This is a genomic window from Prevotella sp. AM23-5 (assembly GCF_003473645.1).
Classification (GTDB): Bacteria; Bacteroidota; Bacteroidia; order Bacteroidales; family Bacteroidaceae; genus Prevotella; species Prevotella copri_A.
This window is the reverse complement of the sequence record NZ_QUCG01000010.1, coordinates 25,842-47,894: the sequence shown is the minus strand read 5'-3', so window position 1 is coordinate 47,894 and position 22,053 is coordinate 25,842. Positions and strand designations below refer to the sequence as shown.

At 43.5% G+C, this 22,053-nt stretch carries 38 protein-coding genes; 5 read left to right on the top strand and 33 right to left on the bottom strand.

The window, feature by feature from the left end:
* Positions 1 to 176 precede the first annotated feature (176 nt).
* The 33 genes from DW657_RS04155 to DW657_RS04020 form a co-directional block, all read right to left on the bottom strand.
* Positions 177 to 545 carry a hypothetical protein gene (locus tag DW657_RS04155; RefSeq protein WP_147381881.1) on the bottom strand — a complete coding sequence of 123 codons (369 nt, stop codon included), beginning with the start codon at positions 543 to 545 and terminating at the stop codon, positions 177 to 179.
* An 11-nt stretch (positions 546 to 556) separates the two neighbouring features.
* Positions 557 to 865 carry a hypothetical protein gene (locus DW657_RS04150; RefSeq protein ID WP_118311529.1) on the bottom strand — a complete coding sequence of 103 codons (309 nt, stop codon included), beginning with the start codon at positions 863 to 865 and terminating at the stop codon, positions 557 to 559.
* Positions 866 to 900: 35 nt separating this feature from the next.
* Complete coding sequence (locus DW657_RS04145) at positions 901 to 1,938, bottom strand: site-specific integrase (RefSeq protein ID WP_118311528.1); 1,038 nt, start codon at positions 1,936 to 1,938, stop codon at positions 901 to 903.
* 83 nt (positions 1,939 to 2,021) lie between these two features.
* A complete protein-coding gene (locus DW657_RS04140; RefSeq protein ID WP_118311527.1) occupies positions 2,022 to 2,342 on the bottom strand; it encodes a hypothetical protein in 321 nt (106 codons plus the stop codon).
* 55 nt (positions 2,343 to 2,397) lie between these two features.
* The gene (locus DW657_RS04135) at positions 2,398 to 2,982 is read right to left on the bottom strand and encodes a hypothetical protein (RefSeq protein WP_118311526.1); all 585 of its coding nucleotides are present in this window, start codon (positions 2,980 to 2,982) and stop codon (positions 2,398 to 2,400) included.
* Between the two features lie 47 nt (positions 2,983 to 3,029).
* Complete coding sequence (locus DW657_RS04130) at positions 3,030 to 3,320, bottom strand: hypothetical protein (RefSeq protein ID WP_118311525.1); 291 nt, start codon at positions 3,318 to 3,320, stop codon at positions 3,030 to 3,032.
* 63 nt (positions 3,321 to 3,383) lie between these two features.
* Positions 3,384 to 3,806 carry a hypothetical protein gene (locus DW657_RS04125; protein ID WP_118311524.1) on the bottom strand — a complete coding sequence of 141 codons (423 nt, stop codon included), beginning with the start codon at positions 3,804 to 3,806 and terminating at the stop codon, positions 3,384 to 3,386.
* Positions 3,807 to 3,860: 54 nt separating this feature from the next.
* Complete coding sequence (locus tag DW657_RS04120) at positions 3,861 to 4,565, bottom strand: hypothetical protein (RefSeq protein WP_147381880.1); 705 nt, start codon at positions 4,563 to 4,565, stop codon at positions 3,861 to 3,863.
* A 131-nt stretch (positions 4,566 to 4,696) separates the two neighbouring features.
* On the bottom strand, positions 4,697 to 5,086 hold the full coding sequence (locus DW657_RS04115; protein WP_118311522.1) for a hypothetical protein: 390 nt from the start codon (positions 5,084 to 5,086) through the stop codon (positions 4,697 to 4,699).
* A 220-nt stretch (positions 5,087 to 5,306) separates the two neighbouring features.
* Positions 5,307 to 6,362 (bottom strand): ubiquitin carboxyl-hydrolase, encoded by a 1,056-nt coding sequence (locus DW657_RS04110; RefSeq protein ID WP_118311521.1) that lies wholly within the window; start codon positions 6,360 to 6,362, stop codon positions 5,307 to 5,309.
* 55 nt (positions 6,363 to 6,417) lie between these two features.
* Positions 6,418 to 6,870 (bottom strand): hypothetical protein, encoded by a 453-nt coding sequence (locus DW657_RS04105; protein ID WP_118311520.1) that lies wholly within the window; start codon positions 6,868 to 6,870, stop codon positions 6,418 to 6,420.
* A 33-nt stretch (positions 6,871 to 6,903) separates the two neighbouring features.
* The gene (locus DW657_RS04100; protein WP_118311519.1) at positions 6,904 to 7,149 is read right to left on the bottom strand and encodes a hypothetical protein; all 246 of its coding nucleotides are present in this window, start codon (positions 7,147 to 7,149) and stop codon (positions 6,904 to 6,906) included.
* A 1,350-nt stretch (positions 7,150 to 8,499) separates the two neighbouring features.
* Positions 8,500 to 9,765 carry an RNA-directed DNA polymerase gene (locus DW657_RS04095; protein WP_118311518.1) on the bottom strand — a complete coding sequence of 422 codons (1,266 nt, stop codon included), beginning with the start codon at positions 9,763 to 9,765 and terminating at the stop codon, positions 8,500 to 8,502.
* 46 nt (positions 9,766 to 9,811) lie between these two features.
* A complete protein-coding gene (locus tag DW657_RS04090) occupies positions 9,812 to 10,093 on the bottom strand; it encodes a hypothetical protein (RefSeq protein ID WP_118311517.1) in 282 nt (93 codons plus the stop codon).
* A 32-nt stretch (positions 10,094 to 10,125) separates the two neighbouring features.
* Complete coding sequence (locus DW657_RS17560) at positions 10,126 to 10,305, bottom strand: hypothetical protein (protein ID WP_147381879.1); 180 nt, start codon at positions 10,303 to 10,305, stop codon at positions 10,126 to 10,128.
* Positions 10,306 to 10,354: 49 nt separating this feature from the next.
* Complete coding sequence (locus tag DW657_RS04085; RefSeq protein WP_118311516.1) at positions 10,355 to 10,582, bottom strand: DpnD/PcfM family protein; 228 nt, start codon at positions 10,580 to 10,582, stop codon at positions 10,355 to 10,357.
* A gap of 48 nt (positions 10,583 to 10,630) precedes the next feature.
* The gene (locus DW657_RS04080; RefSeq protein ID WP_118311515.1) at positions 10,631 to 10,891 is read right to left on the bottom strand and encodes a hypothetical protein; all 261 of its coding nucleotides are present in this window, start codon (positions 10,889 to 10,891) and stop codon (positions 10,631 to 10,633) included.
* 50 nt (positions 10,892 to 10,941) lie between these two features.
* Positions 10,942 to 11,772, bottom strand: coding sequence for a hypothetical protein (locus DW657_RS04075; RefSeq protein ID WP_118311514.1), 831 nt, complete (start codon positions 11,770 to 11,772; stop codon positions 10,942 to 10,944).
* 55 nt (positions 11,773 to 11,827) lie between these two features.
* Positions 11,828 to 12,367: a hypothetical protein gene (locus DW657_RS04070; protein WP_118311513.1), complete on the bottom strand. Its 540-nt coding sequence runs from the start codon at positions 12,365 to 12,367 to the stop codon at positions 11,828 to 11,830.
* 47 nt (positions 12,368 to 12,414) lie between these two features.
* The gene (locus DW657_RS04065) at positions 12,415 to 12,654 is read right to left on the bottom strand and encodes a hypothetical protein (protein ID WP_147381878.1); all 240 of its coding nucleotides are present in this window, start codon (positions 12,652 to 12,654) and stop codon (positions 12,415 to 12,417) included.
* A 53-nt stretch (positions 12,655 to 12,707) separates the two neighbouring features.
* Positions 12,708 to 12,947, bottom strand: coding sequence for a hypothetical protein (locus tag DW657_RS04060; protein WP_118311511.1), 240 nt, complete (start codon positions 12,945 to 12,947; stop codon positions 12,708 to 12,710).
* A gap of 223 nt (positions 12,948 to 13,170) precedes the next feature.
* Positions 13,171 to 13,374, bottom strand: coding sequence for a hypothetical protein (locus DW657_RS04055; protein WP_118311510.1), 204 nt, complete (start codon positions 13,372 to 13,374; stop codon positions 13,171 to 13,173).
* Positions 13,375 to 13,446: 72 nt separating this feature from the next.
* Entirely contained in the window at positions 13,447 to 13,710 is a 264-nt protein-coding gene (locus DW657_RS04050) for a hypothetical protein (RefSeq protein ID WP_118311509.1), read from the bottom strand.
* Positions 13,711 to 13,768: 58 nt separating this feature from the next.
* Entirely contained in the window at positions 13,769 to 14,092 is a 324-nt protein-coding gene (locus DW657_RS04045; protein WP_118311508.1) for a hypothetical protein, read from the bottom strand.
* A gap of 59 nt (positions 14,093 to 14,151) precedes the next feature.
* Positions 14,152 to 14,328 carry a hypothetical protein gene (locus DW657_RS17665; protein WP_158577312.1) on the bottom strand — a complete coding sequence of 59 codons (177 nt, stop codon included), beginning with the start codon at positions 14,326 to 14,328 and terminating at the stop codon, positions 14,152 to 14,154.
* A gap of 45 nt (positions 14,329 to 14,373) precedes the next feature.
* Positions 14,374 to 14,538, bottom strand: coding sequence for a hypothetical protein (locus DW657_RS17660; RefSeq protein WP_158577311.1), 165 nt, complete (start codon positions 14,536 to 14,538; stop codon positions 14,374 to 14,376).
* 58 nt (positions 14,539 to 14,596) lie between these two features.
* Positions 14,597 to 14,866, bottom strand: coding sequence for a hypothetical protein (locus tag DW657_RS04040; protein ID WP_118311507.1), 270 nt, complete (start codon positions 14,864 to 14,866; stop codon positions 14,597 to 14,599).
* Between the two features lie 51 nt (positions 14,867 to 14,917).
* Positions 14,918 to 15,205, bottom strand: coding sequence for a hypothetical protein (locus DW657_RS04035; RefSeq protein ID WP_118311506.1), 288 nt, complete (start codon positions 15,203 to 15,205; stop codon positions 14,918 to 14,920).
* Between the two features lie 50 nt (positions 15,206 to 15,255).
* Positions 15,256 to 15,432, bottom strand: a complete 177-nt coding sequence (locus DW657_RS17655; RefSeq protein ID WP_158577310.1) for a hypothetical protein — start codon at positions 15,430 to 15,432, stop codon at positions 15,256 to 15,258.
* Between the two features lie 62 nt (positions 15,433 to 15,494).
* Positions 15,495 to 15,806 (bottom strand): hypothetical protein, encoded by a 312-nt coding sequence (locus DW657_RS04030; RefSeq protein WP_118311505.1) that lies wholly within the window; start codon positions 15,804 to 15,806, stop codon positions 15,495 to 15,497.
* A gap of 102 nt (positions 15,807 to 15,908) precedes the next feature.
* Positions 15,909 to 16,142, bottom strand: coding sequence for a hypothetical protein (locus DW657_RS04025; protein WP_118311504.1), 234 nt, complete (start codon positions 16,140 to 16,142; stop codon positions 15,909 to 15,911).
* Positions 16,143 to 16,207: 65 nt separating this feature from the next.
* Positions 16,208 to 16,336, bottom strand: a complete 129-nt coding sequence (locus DW657_RS18570) for a hypothetical protein (protein WP_255415895.1) — start codon at positions 16,334 to 16,336, stop codon at positions 16,208 to 16,210.
* A gap of 906 nt (positions 16,337 to 17,242) precedes the next feature.
* Complete coding sequence (locus tag DW657_RS04020) at positions 17,243 to 17,800, bottom strand: hypothetical protein (protein ID WP_118311503.1); 558 nt, start codon at positions 17,798 to 17,800, stop codon at positions 17,243 to 17,245.
* 1,387 nt (positions 17,801 to 19,187) lie between these two features.
* Between DW657_RS04020 and DW657_RS04015 the strand changes: the two genes are divergently transcribed.
* The 5 genes from DW657_RS04015 to DW657_RS03995 are packed head-to-tail and all read left to right on the top strand — an operon-like array spanning position 19,188 to position 22,049.
* Positions 19,188 to 20,750: a DUF5906 domain-containing protein gene (locus DW657_RS04015; protein ID WP_118311502.1), complete on the top strand. Its 1,563-nt coding sequence runs from the start codon at positions 19,188 to 19,190 to the stop codon at positions 20,748 to 20,750.
* A gap of 20 nt (positions 20,751 to 20,770) precedes the next feature.
* The gene (locus DW657_RS04010) at positions 20,771 to 20,977 is read left to right on the top strand and encodes a hypothetical protein (RefSeq protein ID WP_118311501.1); all 207 of its coding nucleotides are present in this window, start codon (positions 20,771 to 20,773) and stop codon (positions 20,975 to 20,977) included.
* Positions 20,978 to 20,980: 3 nt separating this feature from the next.
* On the top strand, positions 20,981 to 21,436 hold the full coding sequence (locus DW657_RS04005; RefSeq protein ID WP_118311500.1) for a hypothetical protein: 456 nt from the start codon (positions 20,981 to 20,983) through the stop codon (positions 21,434 to 21,436).
* 2 nt (positions 21,437 to 21,438) lie between these two features.
* Positions 21,439 to 21,657 (top strand): hypothetical protein, encoded by a 219-nt coding sequence (locus DW657_RS04000; protein WP_118311499.1) that lies wholly within the window; start codon positions 21,439 to 21,441, stop codon positions 21,655 to 21,657.
* 5 nt (positions 21,658 to 21,662) lie between these two features.
* Positions 21,663 to 22,049: an HNH endonuclease gene (locus DW657_RS03995; protein WP_158577309.1), complete on the top strand. Its 387-nt coding sequence runs from the start codon at positions 21,663 to 21,665 to the stop codon at positions 22,047 to 22,049.
* The last annotated feature ends 4 nt before the right edge of the window (positions 22,050 to 22,053 follow it).

The window sequence follows — 22,053 nt, the reverse complement described above, 5'->3', positions numbered from 1 at the left end:
AGGAGCCGAAGCTCCATATTTTTGGCTAATCGGGGCCGTTTTAAAAATCCCCTCCTACCCTCACGGACAAGAGAGGATGAAACACTTTTCTTAACGCGCCCGTATGGCCGATAGCGCAGCCCCATTTAATATGGAAAGTATCTTTGGCAGGGAGTATTGCTACTCCCCGGTTTTGGCTAGTTGTTGTTAAAGATTACCTGGAATGGAATCGCAAGCTTTTCGGTATCAAGTGGAACCTCGCATTTGATTCCATAGATAGAATCAAGATGGCCCAGGGCATATACCTGCAAGCTCATCTTCTCCTTGAACTTCTCGATGCTGTCATACTCGCTCTCCAAAACGATGTCTGAAGGGAACTCCTCAAAGTCTTCCATCTCATCAACATAACGCTCGTTGAGCATTCGAAGCTCGTTAGCGAAATCGTCGTACGTCTTGATTTTGTACTCAGCCGCATCCTTCCAAACATCAAGAAGCTCCTGCTTGAATTTCTCCTCACACTGCTTCTTTCCTTCTTCCATCAAATTCTCTGAAATTCCTGTTAACATAATTCTATAATTTATTGGTTAATACTATCTATCAGTAAATTTGTGAGCTGGTTTGCTGAAAAGCAAGGTTCGAAGCGCACCTTTCTTCTAATGAGCTCCTTCTTGATGATTTCAGATACGCAAGAAACTTCTTTTTCAAGTTTTTCTGCCTTGCGTTCTGCCTGCCCCTGCTCTATCATCGCTCTGTACGTATCTTCTACGTCGCAGATGCCAGAGAGCTTGTCGAGTCGCTTTTTAAGTTTAACGTTCTCTCCAACCAGCTGACCTCTGCTCATATTTTCGAGTCTTTCTCTGTATGCTCGTTCTTCTTCTCTTTTCATTATTCCTCATATTAGTTAATAATAGCAGGAGATGGCTATTGGCCACCTCCAGTTTGGCTTAGTTCCTCATCGGGCTCGTCGTCTTTGTCATAGACCCCAAAGAGCCTGAGGGTATTGCTGTCGATTTCCGTCTTTCCGACAATGTAGCGCATCGTCATCTGAATGTTAGGTTTGCCGTTTGATAGATGACCCATCATGACGGCAATTTGTTCTAGCGGTACGCCTTTTTTGGAGAGATTCGTGGCGAACGAACGCCTGCCGGTGTGTGAGGAGATGAAGCGGTACTTCTTTCCGGTCTCCTCCTTTCCGGCCTTGAATACCTTCGTGTTCGCATCTATTCCGCATTCACGGCAGATGTCACGAAGAGTTCGGTTGAAGGTCATCTCGCTGATTTCTCCAGGAAGTGGTTCAACGCCAGTGCCGCATACCAGGAACGGACGGAGCTTCTTGTGAAGAGGAACCCTTACCTCTGTCTTGGTCTTCTGTGCTACATACACCAGGAAGTGTCCGGTGTCATCAATGTTTTCAGGAGTTATCCTCTGACAATCACTGTATCGTGCTCCACAGAGGCATTCCATGAGGAACATGCGCTGAACATATCTCTTCGTCTGTCCTCTTGGATTGTAATTGATGATTCTGTTTATCTCCTCATCCGAGAGATAGACGGACTGGACAGGAACAGCCTTCGTTCTGAGTATCTTTCCGAACGTCGGGCTGTTTATCTCCTTCGTAGCATCGTTCTCACGTATCACAGCCTTGATGGTGGCGCATACGGTCTTTGCGGAGTTGGGAGCGTAGTTCTCCTTGATCTTCTCAAAGAGGTCACGGAGGTTGTCGTCAGTGATGTCTTCCCACAATGGCTTGTGACCCAACAGCTCATCGAACATTCTCACGACCTTGATGAACTTCGGATACTTCCATATGTAAGCTCCGTAGAAGGTGTTGTGCCTCCATGCGTTGCTGTGATAGTCAGAGAACCAGCCCTGCTTGATAGCGAGCTTGTACTTCTCCTGCTGAACAGGGCTTAACAGTCGTTCCCAGTCTCTTGTCTTGATTCTTAATTCTTCTGTCATAATTCTAATATTTTGGTTACTAGTGGCAAAGATACTAAAAGTTTATAATATAAACCATCATCTTTGCCGTTTTTAACGCTAAATTAACTTTCGAGCTCATCGTTTAGCTCGTAGGCAATGCTGGCGAGCGACTCGAAATCCATCTCAAAATCCATAGGGGATACTCTCTTCACCACTCTTTTGTAGCTCATCATACGTAGCGTGATAGTCGGGATAGCGGTATCCTTGCCGTTAGTTTCAATGAGGACAGCTTCGAAAAGCCCGTCGCTGCACTTAACCGGGTTCTTAAGTTCCTTGCTTAGGATTCCGTGTTCTCTCATTATCTCACGGATGGTGCATGCAAGCTCCATCTTTGCTGTTGAACGCAACTCGTCAATCTCGTCTTTCAATTCTTTTCTATCCATAATCTTAATATTTTGGTTTATAGAAACCGCTACGATATGTAACGGTTTGGTTTGGCTAAACCCTGTTCGTGAATCCGCTCTCTAGCTTATCTCTGACAATATTCTTGAATCGACCAAGCATCTCATCCAACTCCCATCTGTTAGGATTGTTGTAGAGACCGGATGCGTAGGTCCTCGCATTCTCCAAAGATGCAAGGATGTTACGAATAGCCTGCATCTCATCGTCAGTGGAATCATAGCAGTCAAAGCTGCAAGTAAGTCCGTTGTCGTAGTTATCGAACTTCTTGCTCGGGTAGGCTTGGTTGTGGTATTTCGCGACCAACTCCCTTAGCATCTCCTTGCAGTCAACCATGTCGTTGATAATGTCTTGCAGGTCATATGGGGCGCCATTTGTTCCGTGTCCATCTGGCCCAACCCAATTAATAGCCTCCTCGCTTGGGTCAAAGCCTCTCCAGTACTCCTCTAGCTTGTCGGCGAAGTCGCACTCGTTGTCCTTCTCGAACCAGATAGAAACAATGAAATCTTGGTCTTGTGGGGAATACTTCTCTAACTCGACGCAAACCTCACCTCTTTCGTTAGGTGTATCGTCAACATTATAACTCCAGTCTAATTCCTCAGCTAATTTTAAAAAATCATTCATATCTTTAATTTTAATTGGTTAATACTAGTGCCCTCCAAAGAGGGCTTTTAGGCTACAATTCCGAAGTGGGTCGCAAGCGTGCTTTCTATCAATTCAATGATGTCTTTATCTTCTCCGATACCTTCGTAAACAAACATTGTGACATCAACACCATATAGCTCTTCCCCACAAGAAACCGCATCGGATGCTTGCCTTGGAAGGTCTTCGATAACGAAGCATAAATCGCTCATCGTCTCACAATAATCAACTATACTATCTGGTATATTCAGGAGGATTCTTCCATCCTCTCCCACCAAATGCCACTCATAGTAGCTAGGTTCAAATCTGATATTCTTCATAATTCCATTTAATTGGTTAATACTGGGAGCGTGAAACAATAATGTTCCACGCATTTTTCGGCTTTACACCGGCAGAGACACGATGTATTCTTTCTTTTTCTTTCGTGTTCTGCCCGTGACGGAATATCCGCAGATGTTTCTCAGAGAGAGTGCGGCTTCCGTAAGAAAAGGCTCGTTGACAAAGATTATCGGTCTCATCATCTTGTTCCGTACCATCAACTGATAGTCGATGAAGTCGAATGGGTCGTCGGGGTCTTCCGCCTTCTTCTCCCAGATGCTTACGTCCAGCATTTCAATGAAGTCTCCCTCTGGTGGATTCTCCATGTCGAGAAATCTCTTCGGAACAAGCAAAATTGTTTCCTTTGGTTCATGTGTCATAAAGAAATCTGATACAGCACTACAGAATATGTTCAGATTGAACACCTTTGGCTTCAAGCCCTTTGCTTTTAAGATATCATTAACGTTAACGATTCTTGCTACTGCCATAATTCACAAAATTTTAAATGGTTAGACATAGTACCCTCCGAAGAGGGATTTTAGCTAGTGTGCAAGGAATCCTATCGCCTGACCTTTCCCAATAGACCAGCATAGTCTGTCTTCCTTCAGACACTCTGTACAGTTGCCGGTACATAGAAGTGTTCCTTCCGGAGCAGACGTTCCGCTCTCGAAGATAGGATGCGCTTCCGGAAATCCGTGACGGTTGTCCATCTTGAGACCAAGCCATCCGCTGAAAAGGATATGCATGTTCTCAGGGATTACGTTGCCCTCATCAAGGTACTCGTTACACACATCGAACATCTTCGTGAACGCCAGGAACTTGGTATCCTTATGCTTGCGAGCAATCTCGCACATCTTGTCAAGATACCATTTGTCCTGTATGTCACCGCCGATATGGAATCTGAATGCTCTAGGATAGCGGTAGTTGAGATACCCGTCAATCTCCTTGAAGTATCGCTCTGGATCCTCGTGGTAGATTGCAGAGTTGATGGCTCTCGTCTTGATAACCTCTTTATAGATGAAGTCGTTGCGGAGGTCGTAGCAGCTCTTCGCACAGATTGCACAGTTACCGCAGTCCATGACCGGAATGAGCGACACGGACGGGATAGCTCCCAATTTTGTATTACCATCGCTGATCTTGACATGCAAGTCGCTGACGTTCTCTACTGCATCCTCATAAGCTGCCTGTGCCTTAGACAGGCGATTCTTCATACCTTCCTTGTTTAATGTCCAGTAATTTCTACTCATAATTCTAATTTAATTGGTTAATACTTGGGGAACAAAAAACCGGCGTGTCTCACGACAGACCGGCTTGAACCATTTAAACAAAATCTAGATATGATAAGGAGTCAGCCGCTGCTAACGACTGACCTGTTTGGCTATTTTACATCTATTTCCACATTATAGTTCAGTTTTACTGTGAGAAAGTCGTTCCCAAGGAAAAAGGTGTAGATTAAAGGGTTTGCCATAGTTTCTTCGAGATACTGCGTTGTATGACAAATATTTATGTTGTTTTCTGCATACCCAGTCAATCGTTTGACAATCTCCCTTCCCCATTCAACAGGGTTGTAACGATGCAGCTTTCTGATAAGCATGTAGTTTCCGTTGATTTCTATCATTGTAGGTACATCTCCAACAAAACCAAGATGGAATTTGTTGCTGATATACGGCTTGTCAAAGATTACATCGAGAATTGATTTCTCGACGATATCATTTCCTTCAATGATAGCCTTTACGTATCGTCTCGGATTTACGTTGATTTCTTTCATAATTCTTAATTTATTGGTTTGACATAGAATCGGTTACCGAATCAGTAACCGACTTTTGGCTAGAATGGCTCCCGGCTGGCGCCTTACTATAAAAGTTCGATCTAGAGAGCTTTAGCTCGAAGGATTACCTCCAGTGAATGCACTGGAGGAGATCCTTTCGTTGCAGAAGCTATCGTAAAACATCTTTGCCGGGCCACCATACTACAGGCGGCGAACCTTACTACTTACTGGCGATCACCTTCTCGACCTTAGCCTTATGCCACTCGTTAATCTTGCCCTGGATGTCGATATCGTTCTCTATAATGAGCTGCTTGAGAACACCGAGCATTCTCCATCCTTGCTCATCATACATCTTCGCTTTAGACTCAAGCTCCTTCAATGAGTTGGCTTCTGACATCTTCCGTCCGTTTTTCCAGAATCTGGCTCCGTGGAACATGATGAGGTTTCTCATCGTGTAGTAGGAACCAGAGCCCTTGTAGGCATTGATGAAGGCATCAGACTGCTTAGTATCCCATGCGAGATGCTTGCGCTTCTTGTTGAACTCGTGAACGGCATCGTACACTTCTGCGTAGGTATTGCTGTCGTACATCTTGCGCGCGAGGCTGCTAAGAGGGGCATATACCTTCTTCTCAAGATCGGCAACGAAGATATCTTCGTTCTGAAGACGTACGTAAGGGTTACCTTTGCAGGTATGCTTGAATGCCTTTGTCTTCTTTCCGTCCTCGTCTCTCTTCCAGATAAGGTTATCGTCCACGTACTTGCGGAGCTTCTCTATGTAGTCATCTGCCATATCGGCAGCGACGAAGCCTCCGAACCATCTGTTTCTCGCACAAGCATTCTCATGATCCCCGTGGGCTGCCATCTTCATCTGAGCATAGAGCTCATTTTCAAGCATGCGCCACTGGTACTCGTAGCCATTGTGCTGTAACACCTCGTTGAATGACTTGCCGTCCTTCTCCATGTCTCGCAACATGTGGAACATCTGCGACATCACCCAGCGGCGGAACAACTTCCAGTTGCTTACGTATCCACCCTCGACAATCTGCTTGCCTACCGCATCGATGGTTGCATCGTCCATGTCTACAGGAACCGCTGCACCATTCTCGATCTTGATAAGCTGGTCGTCGCCGAGAGGGAAGTACTTACTTACGTCAACGCCTGCTGCCTTTAGAGCTTCGAGACGCATCTGCGCCTTGGTCTTCTTGGTAGCTGCTGTAGCCTCTACATTGCTAGTTACGATGTTCAAGTTCTCACCAGTGATTACAATCTGCTTCATAATTCTATTATTTTAATTGGTTACTAAAAATTTATTTAACTCTAGTGGATGAGGCTTACGCCCCACCCTTGTTTGGCTCAATCCAGTCTCTGAGGATAATCAGGTCCTTGTCGTTCTTGGAACACCAGAACCATGTTCCCCATCTTCCGTCCCAGTAGAGGTTGCCTCTGAGAAGCTGGACCAGTACGTACAGCTCCAGCTTGCATCTCGCTATCTCACGTCGTTCTCCGTACATCATATCTTCGTCTGAGAGCTCTTTCTCAGGTAAAGCCCTGAAGTAGTAGCGGCGATGTGATTCAGAGCGCTCCGAAGGCACAGAGTGCTTGTACGCTGCATATCTCTGCTCGATGCCAACAAATACTACCTCGGGTGTAAGGTAAGGTGTGTCCTTCGGCTTGTCTTCCTCGAACATTACTACCTTGCCATTCACTCTACATGTTCTCTTCTGAAAGTTGATGGTGAACTTAGCACCATTCTCAACTTCATTGATAATTTCGTCGTATGTCATATTCTCAAAATATTTGGTTAATAGGGATAGTGCTTATTCTAGCACTATCAAATTGGCTTCTTCGAGTTCATCCTTACTCAGTACATCTTCGTCTTCTCCGATGTGGATATAGAATTTATCTCCGTTCGCCCACTCCATTGCACGCATATACAACCAGTGAGCCTCCTCGATAGAGAATCCGTCTGCGCTCACAGAGTCAAGCATCTCGCCCATGCAAACTTCGGATTCCCAGTACTCTTTCTTGATATCCTCAAGCTTCTTTAGTAATCTGCTATTCATAATTCTGAAATATTGGTTAATAGAAGTGCGCTCAGAGAATCTGTTGCGTAACTATATAGTTTTGATTGATACTGTATTTGAGTCCTGACGGATCCAGGTAATCACCTGGATGCTCAGGATGATTGAAACAGTATTATACAATCTATTCCCCTTGCGCACCATTCGGCTCGCAATAACCTAGTCTGGCTCAACCTGACACGTTGCATTGCTTTAAGCTTTCGATTAAGGGCATGTCATTGTTATGAAGCCAACATCCAGGAAGCGAATGCTTCCCCATCCTTGGCTTCAGAATCAATGAAACGCTAGATGAACTCTCAGAACTTGCCAGACATCGCTGCAATGCGCATGACTTATCTCATGTATTATGTTGCATGGATATATGTTCGTGATTCGACCCCGTGTTTGGATACGGCCGTCGATACATATCTGTACCGACGGCCGTATTCCACTCACGTGGTATTAAACCTCATACTCTTGATAAGTTCGTGATGCAATTCACTTTGGTTGTTTGTAGGTACACTCATAGGTCTGTTGCCTACCTCTATCTTGACGATTGAGGGATCTTGCAATACGCGAGATTGCTGGTATCACCAGCCTTATCGCGTTGATACAGAGATCGCGACATAAAGAATTCCTCCTCGTGTACCTCGTTTGGCAATAACGTTGTCTTCATCTGAGAGTGTGGCACGTAGCTGTAGCATCTTGATCTGAGGGATGTTTAACCGCCGGATGACGCTGTGGATTCACAGCATTAGCCGGCAGGTACAACATCACTCGTAAATTCACTCTCCTTTAAAGACTACCCTCGTGCTAGGGTAATTCCCTGACCGATGGCTCGGCACAATACTTTATGTTTCTGATTTGACACAGGATTCGCCAGAATAGATGATCCTGAGCGTCGTAGTAGTATACGAAGACGCTCAGGATCAACTACTCTGGTTAAGAGAACCTGTGGTATTAAACATTGCCATCCATCAGGGAGTGGTGGTGTGCGCCACCGGTGGAAGTCATACGGACTGGCACATTTCTGTACTTCGTTGATGAGCTACGCCTTGTGCGTCATACGAGGAGTCCCGAGGAGTCTCAAGTTGCAAACTTGGACTACTCGGTCCCCTCAGATGATGTTATAGAGGCGTTGCCTTAATCCGTCCGTCCTTCTTCCACGTCCGTATGCTCGGTTACAGAGTCTGCCGGTCAGAAGATACTGCGCATAGCTATATCAGCATGATAATATCCTGGTGGAGAGGATCGCAGGACCATCTCTGATTCGGAGATAGGCCCGCGATCTTCGAGACCGGATGTTTAAAACATTCTTCTTCATCCCGGCAGTTCCTTGCGCTAGGTGCTCATCTACAGGGTATTCACCAATGTGTTGTACGCAGCCCTGCTCGTTCGCAAGGCATTCTGAGCACAACCTATCGATAGATACCCCTTGATTTCGCTCTCTGTCTTACTCCTGTTGGCTTTCACGTTCCTGCCACGACCTCGGTCTATACAACCGATAGCCTGAGTCTTTACGTATCCGAGACCACCGACCTTTCTCTTGCCTGTCTTGACCGCACGGATGCAGTCCATAACGAAGGTGTTGAGTTTGTCGATGTCTTCTTTCACGTTAATGACCGGAAGAACCTGAGTAGCCCAGGAATAATCGCAGTACCCCTTGTAGAGATATCTGTTTACTGCATTGATAGCTTTCGTCATCGTAGTGTCACGCTTCTTTATAGTCCTTTTCTCAATCTCCTTCTGGAAGGTCTTGATACGTGTGGACGACAGAGAGATATTGTGACCCTTGATGGAATATCCGAGGAACTTGAACCAGTGATTAGCGTCAAGATACTCAACCTTCTTCGGATTGAGCGTCATCTGCATCATCTCCAGTTCGCTCTTCATAATATCCATGGCTTTCTCATAGTCTTCACCGACAAACAGCGTATCATCTGAATAGCGGACGTAATATCCGTTAAGCTTAGACAGCTTGTCGTCAAGATGGAAGAGAATAACATCAGCCAGCCATGCAGCAACAGAGCATCCCTGCTTGAGGGACTGATACTTCTCGCAGAGGTTATTGTCTTCATCGAAATATATGTCTGTATGATAGTAGTCACGAATGACATCTATCAGTGCAGACTTTCCGTACTTTTCCTCTACCTTGTCGAATGCCCAGTCGATGAATCGAATAGGCACGGAATCGAAGTACTTGGAGAAGTCGCCTTTCCACCCGATGATTTTACCATCTGCCGAGTATATTATCCGAGACACTTCTTGCACCACACGACCGCAGCCGATACCTTTCTGGTACGACGTGCAGCGTGGATGCACCATCTCTGGCATCAGCTCGAACAAGAGGTCGTTTGCTATGCTCAGTAGGATTCTGTCTACAGGTTCATTCACATAGACCGTACGGAAATCTCCGTTGTCTTTCGGAATCTTGGCTGTGTGTGGCGGCATTATCTTGTAATTACCGCTCTTGATCCTCTGATACATAGCCAGACGAGCCTCTGGTGTTGTAAGCTGATACATTACTGCTTTGTTCATGTCCTTGAACAAGCCTTTTTCGATAGCGTACTGCCATCTGGCTTTTTCGAAGAACATCTCTAGGATTCTGTCTTCATTCATAATTCTTCTTGTTTTGGTTATTGTGAGAGGGAGCTACCCTCTCTTTTTAGGCGTGCTTGTTGGCTGCAAAATCCTCACATACCTTTTTGAAGATTTCGTTATTGAGGAATAGGTCGAAATCAGACTTATCTCTAAACCAATGCTTTTCCTCGTAGTATGGAGGTATCGAGATACCAATGCTTTCGAGGAAGGATAAGTCGGCATCGTTCTTGTGTTGTATTCCAACCCATGCAAGCTTTCCGTTTATCACGTACATTTCCCCATTGTTACCAAGTCTGTAGTTCACGTGCCATACGATGGCATCTACAATTCTTTCTTTTTCTGTCATATTCGTAATGTTTTGGTTATTGTGCGCAGTCCTTAGCTGCGCTTTTTCGGCAATGTTACTTCATCGCAAGGGAAGCACTGGTCTATGGGCCACCAGTATTCATTATCAATCCCTGCGAATCCTCTTTTCTCTGAAACGTGAGTCACGATGTGCTCCTCTGACTGAGAATGTATATCACAGTACACTCTCATTCCTACCTCGATTTTCTTCATATCTCTAATATTTTTGGTTATTGGTAGGGAGATTACTCTCCCCGTTTGGCTAGTCGATGTGCTGATAATATCCGTCATACTCGTTGTCGGTAGATTTGTAATACTGGTCATCTTCTTCGATTTCTATCGTCTCGCCCGCAAAATTATCAGAGCCGAGAATAATATCGCTATTATCATAGGCCTCCTGAACTTTCTGCTTAGCTTCTTTCTCGCTCTCGGCATCAACACTCACTACCTTGTTTAAAGTCTCTGTGACTGATACGTAATATCTCTTCATAATTCTCCTTACTTAATTGGTTAATGGTGATAGCCCGGAGGCTATCTTTTAGGCTAATGCGCTCAATACTCTGTGGGCGTTGTATGCGACGGGATTCTGATATTTCATCTCTGCATAGATTCTGCGCTCACAAATCTCCATACATCTCTCGTGTGCGATATTCTCGGACAAGGCATCAAACTCGATATGGGTGCTGCCAGATGATGGCTTGCCCATACAATACTTGTGCCCGTCACGATAGCACACGATTCTTCTGTTCACTCTGTAGATTGTCCTACTTCCCTTCTGTGAAATTGTAATCTTTCCCATAATTCTTATTTGATTGGTTAATGGAAGAGGAGCATGCAAGCTCCCCTTGGTTAGGCTGCATCTTTCGGCTGTAAGCCGTGTTCTTTGATAACCTCTTCGATGAGGTCATCAGCGTCATCGTAGTACTCTCCGCTACAAGAATCAACCAGCTCCCACTCGTAGGAATCAGAAGATTTACCATCTTCGTACAATTTTGTATACGGGCGTTTCTTTTCTAGGACGTAACTTTTTACGTCACCCCACATCCACATACCAATATTCTTGACTTCGCTCTCAAACAGCTCGATGGCACGATTCTTCCAGTTCTTGGTATTTGTATCTACCATCTTTTCAAATCGCTCTTTGTCACAATATGCGACACCTTCGACGTAATCTCCCTGAGAATAACCAGAAGAAGCCCACTCGTAGAAAGCTATATCCTTGCAGTCTTCCAGGAGATTAATGAAATCATCCTTTTCAAGCTCTTCTGTAAGCTCATCCCTAACATCCTCGTTCTTCAGCTCGTAAGGAGTGAAATCTCTGATGTTGTACCACTCGTTCTTGCCGATGCTGAATCTTGATTTTCTTTCAAAACTCCACATGTGGCACGACTTGTCGTATTCGAGATACAGATAATCGCAATGAAACATACTATTGATATACTTGATAATCTTCTTTTGTGGAACATACTCGCATACCAGTACTCTCAGGGCTTCTTCCAGGCTATGGCTGCTTCTACCGAGAACTTTCTCCCAGTTACAAGCAGAACTCAATACGCCGGAATACTCCCAAAGATATACGCCTGCCAAATCCCATGCAGAGCAAGGGCATTCGGCATTCTCATCCTGATAAATGGTGATTCTGTAATCGCCGATTTCTTTCTTTGCAAATTCGTAACTCATATCTAATATCATTTAAATGGTTTAACATTGAATATCCCCATGCTAGGGGATATTGTTAGGCTTCCTCGTAAGCTTCCTCCATCATGTAGTGAATCTCTTCAAGCTCGTTGGAGAAATTGTACTTGATGTTGTACGTACCGAACGCTTTAAAATACCATTCTTCGAGGTACTCTCTGTCCTTGCTAGCCTGCTCGCTGTCCTCTGCGGCATCAAGACGGGCAACCATCTGAGGGTACAAATCGTAGTAATCGTCGCCATCGTAGTCCGTCGCCCAGAACGTACCTGTAACGTGTCTGGGATAATCGTTGTACAGATTGGCAAAATTTCCATCCATGCGCTGGTCGTCAAGATGGAGATATTTCTTCATCTCTCTGTTTACCTTGTGAGTAAACTCCCATGCAAGGGACTGGATATTCTCACTGAGCACATCTGCAATGTATTCTTCCAGATCTTCTGCGTCATCGAATTCCTCCAGACACTCACGATAGAGGCCCTCAATTACCTTGGCGAGGCTTTCAACACCGATATAATCGGCTACTTTCTCGATAACTTCACCCTTGTTGTTCATAACAACTTCTACAATATTCTTTTCCATAATTCATCTGTTTAATGGTTCATAATGGTTCCCTCCGAAGAGGGATTTTAGCTGATTAAACTCTCGTTGAGCGTGTACGTGTCAATGTCGTACTCGTAATCGGTTTCGTTGGTACACTGGGATTGATGGCGGTAACCGCGCAAATCCTCAATCTGCTCTTTTGTCGCTCCATCGTCCTTGGCTACCTTACAGCATCTCCTGATACTACCTGCTACAACAAGTAATTCGCGACTTACGTATGTATGCCATTTGTCTGTGCGATAGAGAGCATAAACTTTCTTTGCCATAATTCTGTTATTTAATTGGTTCGTAATGGTTCCCCACATTATCGTGGGGAGTTTTAGCTAATTATGGCGATATCGCCACATTTTCTGTAGAAATGCTTGTATGCTTCAAGCTCATCTGTCCCAGGAACATCTGTAACCTCTAGTTTGCCGGTATCCTTATTCACCTCAGCTACTGAGAATGTATTGTCATGCGTCCACTTAATAAGATCCACACGTCTTGCCTCGTTCTCTGCAGACTCAACGATTTCACACTTCAGCAAATCGTCATTCAGGATTTTCTCTAATTCACTCATAATTATAGATTAATTATAGTTACACATTATTTCTGTCTCACTGATAATTTCAGCACAATACTTGCAGCGATGGCACATTATGTAGCCTTTTGCCAGTAATTTGCTGAACCTCGGGTATGGGCATTTCTCGCCCATGCCAGTTCTCGTAATCTCAATTTTCTTCATATTTCAATCTTTTTGGTTAATAGAAATCCCCACCCGTGGGAGTGAGGATTGGTTTGGCTTAATACAGAAGTGCTCTGAAACAAAGCTTGTCGCTTATCACACCATCTTTCTGTAGCCCGTCCTTCCAGTCATTGAAAGTCATGTTCAAGTCAAGGTTGAACTTTGTCTTCTTACCTGTGTAGTCGATACCACACTCGTCGCAAAACTGCCAGAATGCTTCACGAAGCTGCTTCTGGTTTGTGATCTGATATTTATTCGCCATAATTCAAATAATTTATCTTGGTTAAACAATAGAAGGCACGCTCAGACATGGGCGCACCTTTTTAGGCAAATACTACTCTTCTTCATCTTCATCCTCTTCTTCATTGTCTTCTTCGTCTTCGTCAAGACAATAATAGCTGTCAAGCTCATCTGTGCCGGAGTAGCCTTCATCTTTACACTGCTCGTAACTTCGTAGTCCTGTCTTGGCATAAATAATGTCTGTCATCGTTTCCTCGTTCAAGCCATTTATATCCGTGACAAGTCTAACCTCGTCCTCTGTGGCGATATTGTTATCAATAATGAAATCCCACAGCATAGCCTCAATACTTTCTTTCATATCCTTTGAATATTTAGTTAATAATAGCTCCTACGTGTCTCCACGCAGGATTTTTGGCTTAACGCTCCTCTACTTTCACGCTCACGGCATAAGGCAAGTCATCTCTGTCAACCTCCTTCCATTCATACTCAACGACAGTGCTCATGTATCTGTTCTCCATCTTATAGATGACGCCATCTATAGTTCTCTTACTGATGGTGCATCTCGTTTTCTCGACCTTGAACTTGACGTGAGCCTTGTATCCGTCATTAGTGAACTCAACGAGTCCTTCTCTTCTCGCAACTGCCACACATCCGTGGAATGCGTTGATGAATACATACTTTTCTCCATCGAAATACACGTCAACGCGCGTATTGTTCTCTGTCCTCTTAATATACTCCATATCTATTGTATTTTTGGTTAAACATGGTTTCTGTGCAGATAGGCTGCACAGAATGTTGGCTAAAATCTTCTAGGACGCATGTACGCACGCTCAATCTCCTGAGCTTTCTTGTCCGCACGAGAGGCACGTCTGTAATACTCGCTCTTGTCGAGCTTCTTTCTCGCACACTCCTCGCTAATAACTGCCTTGTGGCTCGCTACGAGCCTGGCAAGGAACCTTCTGTCTCCGTCTGTCATAATTCTAATTTTAATTTGGTTAATAATTGGAGGCGTAGCAAATAACTACGCCGGGTCTGGTCTAAAGCTGTACGTTTGAAGCCACTCACAATTTAAGGCACTGTGGAAATCCCTTGCGGCTTTCTCTCCCCATTCTCGTGGTTTGTACGCGTCTTCTTTCAAATACTTCTCTACAAGCTTCTCTAGCTGAGTCTTTTCTTCTGCTGTCATAATATATTCTGTTTTGGTTAATAGCAGGCAGCACATTATCGTACTGCCCAATTCTGGCTCAGAGATTGTACACCGGACTTTCTGAAGCATTCAGGATAGAACTGCCGGTGAGAATGGAGAATGCACAGGGATCAAAATCATCGAAATTCTTCATCCTCTCGATTTTCTTCTGTATCGCAGCGCGTATGGACGGCATATTCCATCTGCCGTCGATACGCATGACAGAATCCATGCCCACCATCTCTACGGTTTCTTCTTCATCCGTAAATCTCATGTTCACAAGGTCAAACTTGTTAAGCTTGTGATAAAATTGTACCCATTTACTCATAATTCTAATATTTGGTTTGTAGGAGAGCGTGACAATCGCCACGCTCAATTTTCAGGCTTTGTACTTTTCTATAAACTCCGTGAGCTGTGCGTACTGAGAATCTATCTTCTCACGGCTATCGCAAAAACAGAAATGCTGATAAACGCTATTCAGTACCTTGGTGTCTTTCATGACAGAAATATGCGCTGAGACGTATTCTCCATTTCCGCCAACGCTAACTACCGGTGCTAGAAACTCGTCACCGAACAAATCACGCTGAATCTCTTGCAATCTAGGCAGGATCGTGTTGCGCAGATAATCTCTGCACTCTTCCCACTTGGGATTTTCTAACTTCTTCATAATCTAAAATATTGGTGAATAGTATGCGTGACAATCGCCACGCACATTTTTTAGCTCATGCACAATATAGCAATCTCAGAGAAACTATTGGAGATAGCCTCCTTGCTACGATAATCTCTGTAGCCTCTGGTATTGTTGTTGTGCCACTGGCGTGCAGCAATTTTAATTTTCTCCATCTCGTGGAGCAATGCACGTTCGAAGTTCTTTTGTGATTTTCTGTCTTGCATAATTCAATTTGTTTAATGGTTCTACATAGTATGCCCAGGGAAATGCCTGAGCACATTTTTGGCTACAATAAATCCAAGCAGATGAGGATAATACAGCCGCCGTTATCTCCGAATAAGTACTCAAAGTTCTCTTCTGTAAGAGTGTTATCTATCCAGTATGAGATGAGAGGTTCGTCTGTGCAGTCTGCTTCATTAAACCACAGAGCACAATATGTACCTGGCTGTATTTTCGTACGCCCGGTGGTTTTTCCGTACCATTTCTCTGCTATTACAGGAGATTTGAATTCGTCTACGCTGTACCTAGAATTATCTAATCCGGTCACCTGAATTTTGTTCAGCAGTTCTATTACATGCTGTTTACTAATTGCTTTCATAATTCTGTAATTTAATTGGTTATATTATCGTACTGCCTGGATCTCTCCAAGCAGAATTTAGCTAAATGTTTCCAAGCACAATTATCGTACTTTCTAGATTCCTCACACTCCAGGCAGGATGAAATTCTCCAAGCGGAGTGTAGATCTCCACAGCTCCCTGAAGAACCATCTGCCAATTATCGTACTTCTCCAGAATATTCCAAGCAGAATACCCCAAAATATTCCAAGCAGAATTACGATAATATTCGTACTTGCTAGCATGATTAATGCCGGCACACTCTGAATAAATCCAAGCACAATTATCGTACTTGAATAAATAATCTGTCTTGCTTTCATAATTCTAATTTTATTGGTAATTGTTCCGTAGCCACACACGACAATTATCGTACTGGCTACGGATTTTAGGCTAGAAACAGAGCTAGAGTATTATTGTGCCACGAGATAAACTCTACACGATTGTAGATGGTCTGTCTGTCTGCAATAATTCTCTCCATCATTCTCTGTCCTCTGCAATCAAAATTCTGTATCATAATCTATATGTTTAAATGGTTTGTAATTGTAGAGCGGAGATTTCTCCCCGCCCCGATTTAGCCAGGATGTGCATCTTTGCACCACGTTTTATCTTTATCGTCTTAACTACGTGGCTCACACCCTACAGATTTTATGCTTCTGCCAGCAGCTTGTTTATTTCTGAGGAGATAAATCTCGCACGGATGACAAGCAACCGCTTTCAGAAAGTGTGTTTTATATTCGCCAGCCCACACTTTTAAAACTCTGGGCGAATATGATGTGCAGGAAAATCCCTGCAACGGAAACCACTCCACGTGCCATCCAACACGCAGCCTTTCAGGATATCTCGTATCCCTTAACCCGCAGCCAACGGGATAGAATATGAATTATGATTTTTCATAGTTTCTCCCGGTACGCCTTATAATCACACTGCGCCCGTATCGCACAACTTTCGTTCTGTCTCCATCCGTACCCTTGCCGTCGGTTAGCCTTCAATCCTCGCAAGGTCGTTTAACCGCCTCGCTCCTGTGCCTGTGCTCCCTGTGTCCGCTCCGGTGATACGCTCCACAGAAATCTCAGTCTCTTATATTCTGTTTCACGTATCACGGAGAGACACCGCTCGCCGCCGGTAGTTGGTACGTCTGAGGATGACCACCCCAGTTGTGCCGCCTAAAAAATATTTCGTATGTTTCGTTAGATTTTCCGCTTGAAAATCTAGCTTACAAGTTACGTTTTCAATTTTAGCCACAATTAAAAATTGTGTTTATCCTACATACCACGAAAAGGTATTGAAAAATAATGTAGGGAAAATTTATATTGAAACAATTCTGAAAAATAAATCTAAAAAAAATATTCTAGAAAAATCTTTCTAGAATATAGGTACGAAAAAATAAGGTAGTGGAAAAATCCCACTACCTTATTTATTGTTACTTTGTTGCTGCTTTCTTTGCTTTTTCACGGTCTGCTCTCATTTTTGCGACCATTTTTTCAAACTCGCTATCAGAAAGTACACTGGTATCTGCATTTTCGAGTCTCGCCTTTGCTGCTGCTTTTGCTGCTTTTTTCTCGTTCGCTGCTTTTCTCGCTGCATTTTTGCCGCTGATATATACCGCATACGTATTGTTAAGAAAACTCATTAAACGGGTTTCTGTATCTGTGCAAATTTCAGAAACTAATTGTAGCTTATGATTTTTTGCGACCCATACGAGGAAATCGAAATCCTCTTTAAGCTCTGCAAATTCCCTAACCGCTCTTTGTAGGATATTTGTCTGTATATCTCCTAAATTGGTGCGCAAAAGGTACTCATTTTCAGCTGATTTATAAGCTGCTGCCGCTGCTGCTTTCTTAGCTGCTGCAATTGCCAAATCACTGTCAGAAACTGCCAACTGATTGTTAACGTGTTCCTCTTTAATTGCTGAAACACCTAAAACATCATCAGCAAACTTAGAAATAATTGCACTCTCGATTTGCTCATTTGTCTTCATAATAATTTCTAGCACTTATTTAAACCCCTTGCAATCGGGCATTAATTATATGAATTGTTTCAATATGTTGTGCCGACTCGCACGGCTACATATACCCCTATATGTAGTTTTAGGCTATCTTTCAATAGCTGCTGCAAAGGTACAAACAATCTTTTAAACCCTTGTAAATAATTCCGAAAATATTTGTTGGTTTATGCTTTTTTAACTCTTTTACAACCTACTTGTATTTAGGTGCGTTTGCGTTTTATAGTCTTCTAATATGGAATATAGCTAAAACGCCCTTTATTTGCCGTTTAAGGGCTTTTTAATAGTGTTCCTTACTAGAAATAAGGTATGCAGATTTAAGCCCTCTCAAAAAGCAAATTTGGCTATATATCATCAAAAACAAAAAATGTAATACGTATTGCAAAATATGGTCTTCTATCTTTGTACTCTTTTCTCATATTGTGTGTACAATATCGGTGCACTAACCAGTTTAATATTATATAATATTGTTTTTTATCTTATCTTTGTATTTATCTTTCTTTGGATTGTTTTCTGTTTTACTATTACAGAAACGTATTGCAAAATAATATATAACAAAATATATGTTTTATAACATATCAAAAATGATAAATACATACAACAAATAATATGTTATATAGCATTTATAAGGTAATAACATATAACAAAATATGGGTAAATTCTAGTAAATAGGCAAAATTACATAACAAGCTGATAGATAGTAAGTTAGTTAGTGTATATTGTACACTATAGTATTTTTATGTTAGTTTATGCTAGTAAAATAAGGGTGGAATAATATGCAAATGTATGAAAATAAAATACAAGTTAAATAGCTGATTATTAGGCGGTTACAAGAATTTTAGGATAATATAAACCAACAATTTTGAATTGTCAAAAAAAGCGATATTTTGATGTTTTATATAGTGTAAACTAACATATATTGTCCTATCTTTTCAAAACAGACCCCCACACCCCCTAAATAGCCATAAATCAGCGCGGTAGTCACCTCATCTAAAAATTTTTTCTTCCGATTTTTCAACCTACTTGTAAGGTTTAATTACTTTTGCTACCGAAAATATATTTATGCATATTCATTCATCTACCTATTTTTAACATTTGACAACATTAACTTCTATATTGGTGAGCAAAACCATAAATGTATATCTAATATTCATTTCATGTATATCTAAAATGTATATTTATACCCTTTATATACTAGTGTTTTAGCGTATATTCAGGATATTTTCCTTATCTTTGTATTGTCGATATTTTATAGTCGACATGTTGTAAGGACGAGCTGACACGTGTTATCCGTCAGAAAGTCCCTGTTTATCGGGGGTAATCCTACACAATAACGGAAAATTAATATTATTATTGTACATAAATGGAAAATGGTATTGCTATAGACACATTGCACGCTCAGCTGCTGGACCTTTCGAGGCATGACGAGTACGGATTCGAAGAGCTCCGTTGTCAGGACTGGGGTAAGGCGAACTCTGAGAAGTACAACAAGCTGAAGTCTAATTTCATCAGGTCAATGAGACGTCTGGCGAAGAAGGCTCCGGTGAAGTACTATGGCGGTTCGTACTACATGTTCAACGGCAAGATATACGAAGCTGTTCCGAAGATCGTACTGGAGCAGGCTTACCAGCTGTTGCTCCTCGACCTGGCCATGGCTCCGATGCTAGGCATAAGTACGGTGATGAACAAGTCGTTCATGGAGGTGATAGAGTGCTACAACATACTGAGACCGACCTTCGATATCGTTGCATTCGCCAACGGAGTTGTTGACTTCGGCAGCGGACTGAAGTATCCGAACGTGATGCCGTTCTCTCCCGACTACCATGTTACGTACTACCATCCCTACGACTACAATCCGAGGGCGAGGTGTGACAGGTGGATGAACTTCATACACGAGGTGCTCCCTGACAGGACGTCGAGGATGATCCTCCAGATGTTCCTCGGCCTCGGTCTCATACAGAGAGGTACTGCATACAATCCGTACGAGGGGAAGGAATCATCGAAGATTGAGCTGTGTCTCCTGCTCATCGGTACGGGAGCCAACGGAAAGAGTGTCATCTTCGACGTTGCCTGCAACATATTCGGAAAGGACAGGATAAGCAAGATGGACTACGCCGACCTCACTGCTGACGGTGACGAGGGAATGAGGGGAAGGTATCCTATAAGGAACGCCATCTTCAACTGGTCTTCCGATTCCGACCCGAAGAAGTTCGGAAGGAAAAATACCGGAATGTTCAAGAGGCTCGTGAGCGGAGAGCCCGTCCCGATGAGAAAGCTCGGCAGGGATATCCTGGAGGGGAACTCAATCCCCTACCTCATCTTCAACCTCAATGAACTTCCGTTCCCAGACGATGCTTCGCTCGGATTCATCAGGCGCTTGCAGTACGTGAGCTTCGACGTGACCGTTCCAAAGGAGAGGCAGGACCCGGAGCTGGCGAACAAGATCATCCGTGAGGAGCTGAGCGGAGTGTTCAACTGGATATTCCGTGGCGCGATGGAGCTGAGGAGCAGGAAGTACAGGTTCCCGGCAGCTGAGGGCAGCAGGAGGCAGCTGCTTATCTCTCTTCTAGGAAGCAATCCTATATATGCCTGGATAAGGGCGTATGATATGAGGTGCAGCCAAGAGGCGAGGGGCGAGATTTCGGAGTGCATGCTTGCCAAGGAGATGTACGAGAGGTTCGTCGAGTTCTGCAAGGCCAACGATGTCGAGGAGAAGGATATCCCTACGATTCAGAAGTTCGGGCGTGATATGAGCGACAAGTACGGCTTCTTCAAGAAGAGGTCGCAGGGCGGAATGACGTATCAGGTGTACGGCGCCCAGATGATTGACCTGAAGCAGGAGCTTCTCATCAATGACGTGAAGAATAAATTGCGTGGTGAGGAGGACATCAAGCAGCCGGAGAGCTTCATTCAGCCTGATGATTAACGGTTATAAAACAGATTTCTATGATAGACAAGGAATATATCAAGGAGATTATCTCCTGTATCACGAAGAAGAAGGCTGACGGGAATATCGTTCCGGCCACCGCTTCGATGAGCGAGATTATGACTGCTATTCGCGAGGATGCCCTGGAGTGCATGAGGACCATGTGTAACGAGAGTGAGATTGCGGTGAACAGGACGTTGAACAGTATTTCATTCAAATGTTTGTAGCTTATGGGAGAAGAACGTAATTTTGAGTTTTTTATAGGCGACTGTCAGTTTCCTGCTGTTGTTTCGCCAGAGTCAACAATATGGCTGCTACCTGCGGACTCCAACGAAGAAGAGGTATCTGGCTCTATTAAGAAGTATGTAGATAAGGCTGCTGAATCAGGCGATAGGATGTCTTCTTTCAGGTATGGAAATATCAGTGGTGAGTTCACCATTGATGTTGAATGCAGTAAAGGCTTAAACGAGCTGCTGCTCGAAATCCTCTACGGCGACAGAATAAGAAAAATTACAGAGCGCCTCAATAACGAGTGGCTGAAGAAGATGTGGAAGGTTTCTGAGGATGACCTAATGGTTTTCAGATTCGAGCAGATAGCCAAAAAGTTCGATTCTTCGCTTGAAAGACGGCTTTCTGCTCGTGAAAGGCTAGAAGATATACGTAGAACGAGATATACAGCTTTTTAATTATGAGAAGACATCACAATCCTAATAAAGTGCCGCCGTTCAAACCATGCCCAGAACATTGGACTAAGAAGGTTCATTCCTGGAAGGCGAAGGTCGCATACGAGACTGAGGATGACGCTTGGGAGTTCCTGAATCAGAATCCGAATCTGAAGGCACTCGGCTGGCATCCTTACTTGTGCAAGGTTTGCTCAAAGTGGCATATTGGTAGGTTACATAATTAATGATTATGAAAAAAGAAGATAGACTTAAAATATATCGCAAATACGATGGGCATTGTGCTTATTGCGGCAAGAGCATTGAGTATAAGGATATGCAGGTTGACCATCTCGTCCCGAAGAATCGAGGGTGTTACTCGCGTTGGAGCGACAAGGATGGCAAGTTTGTTGTTTCCCATGGCGATGACTGTATGGAGAACTATATGCCATCTTGCAGGTCTTGCAATCTTCGTAAGCGTGATATGAGTTTGGAACAATTTCGCTCAGAGATTACAAGACAGGCGAAAGGTCTGCTTAATGGCAAAGCTTCTTTTCAGGTAAAGATGTCGCTAGCTTATGGTTTAATTGAAGAGTACTTTGATAGACCTATTGAGTTCTATTTCGAGAAATTTAAATAGTTGA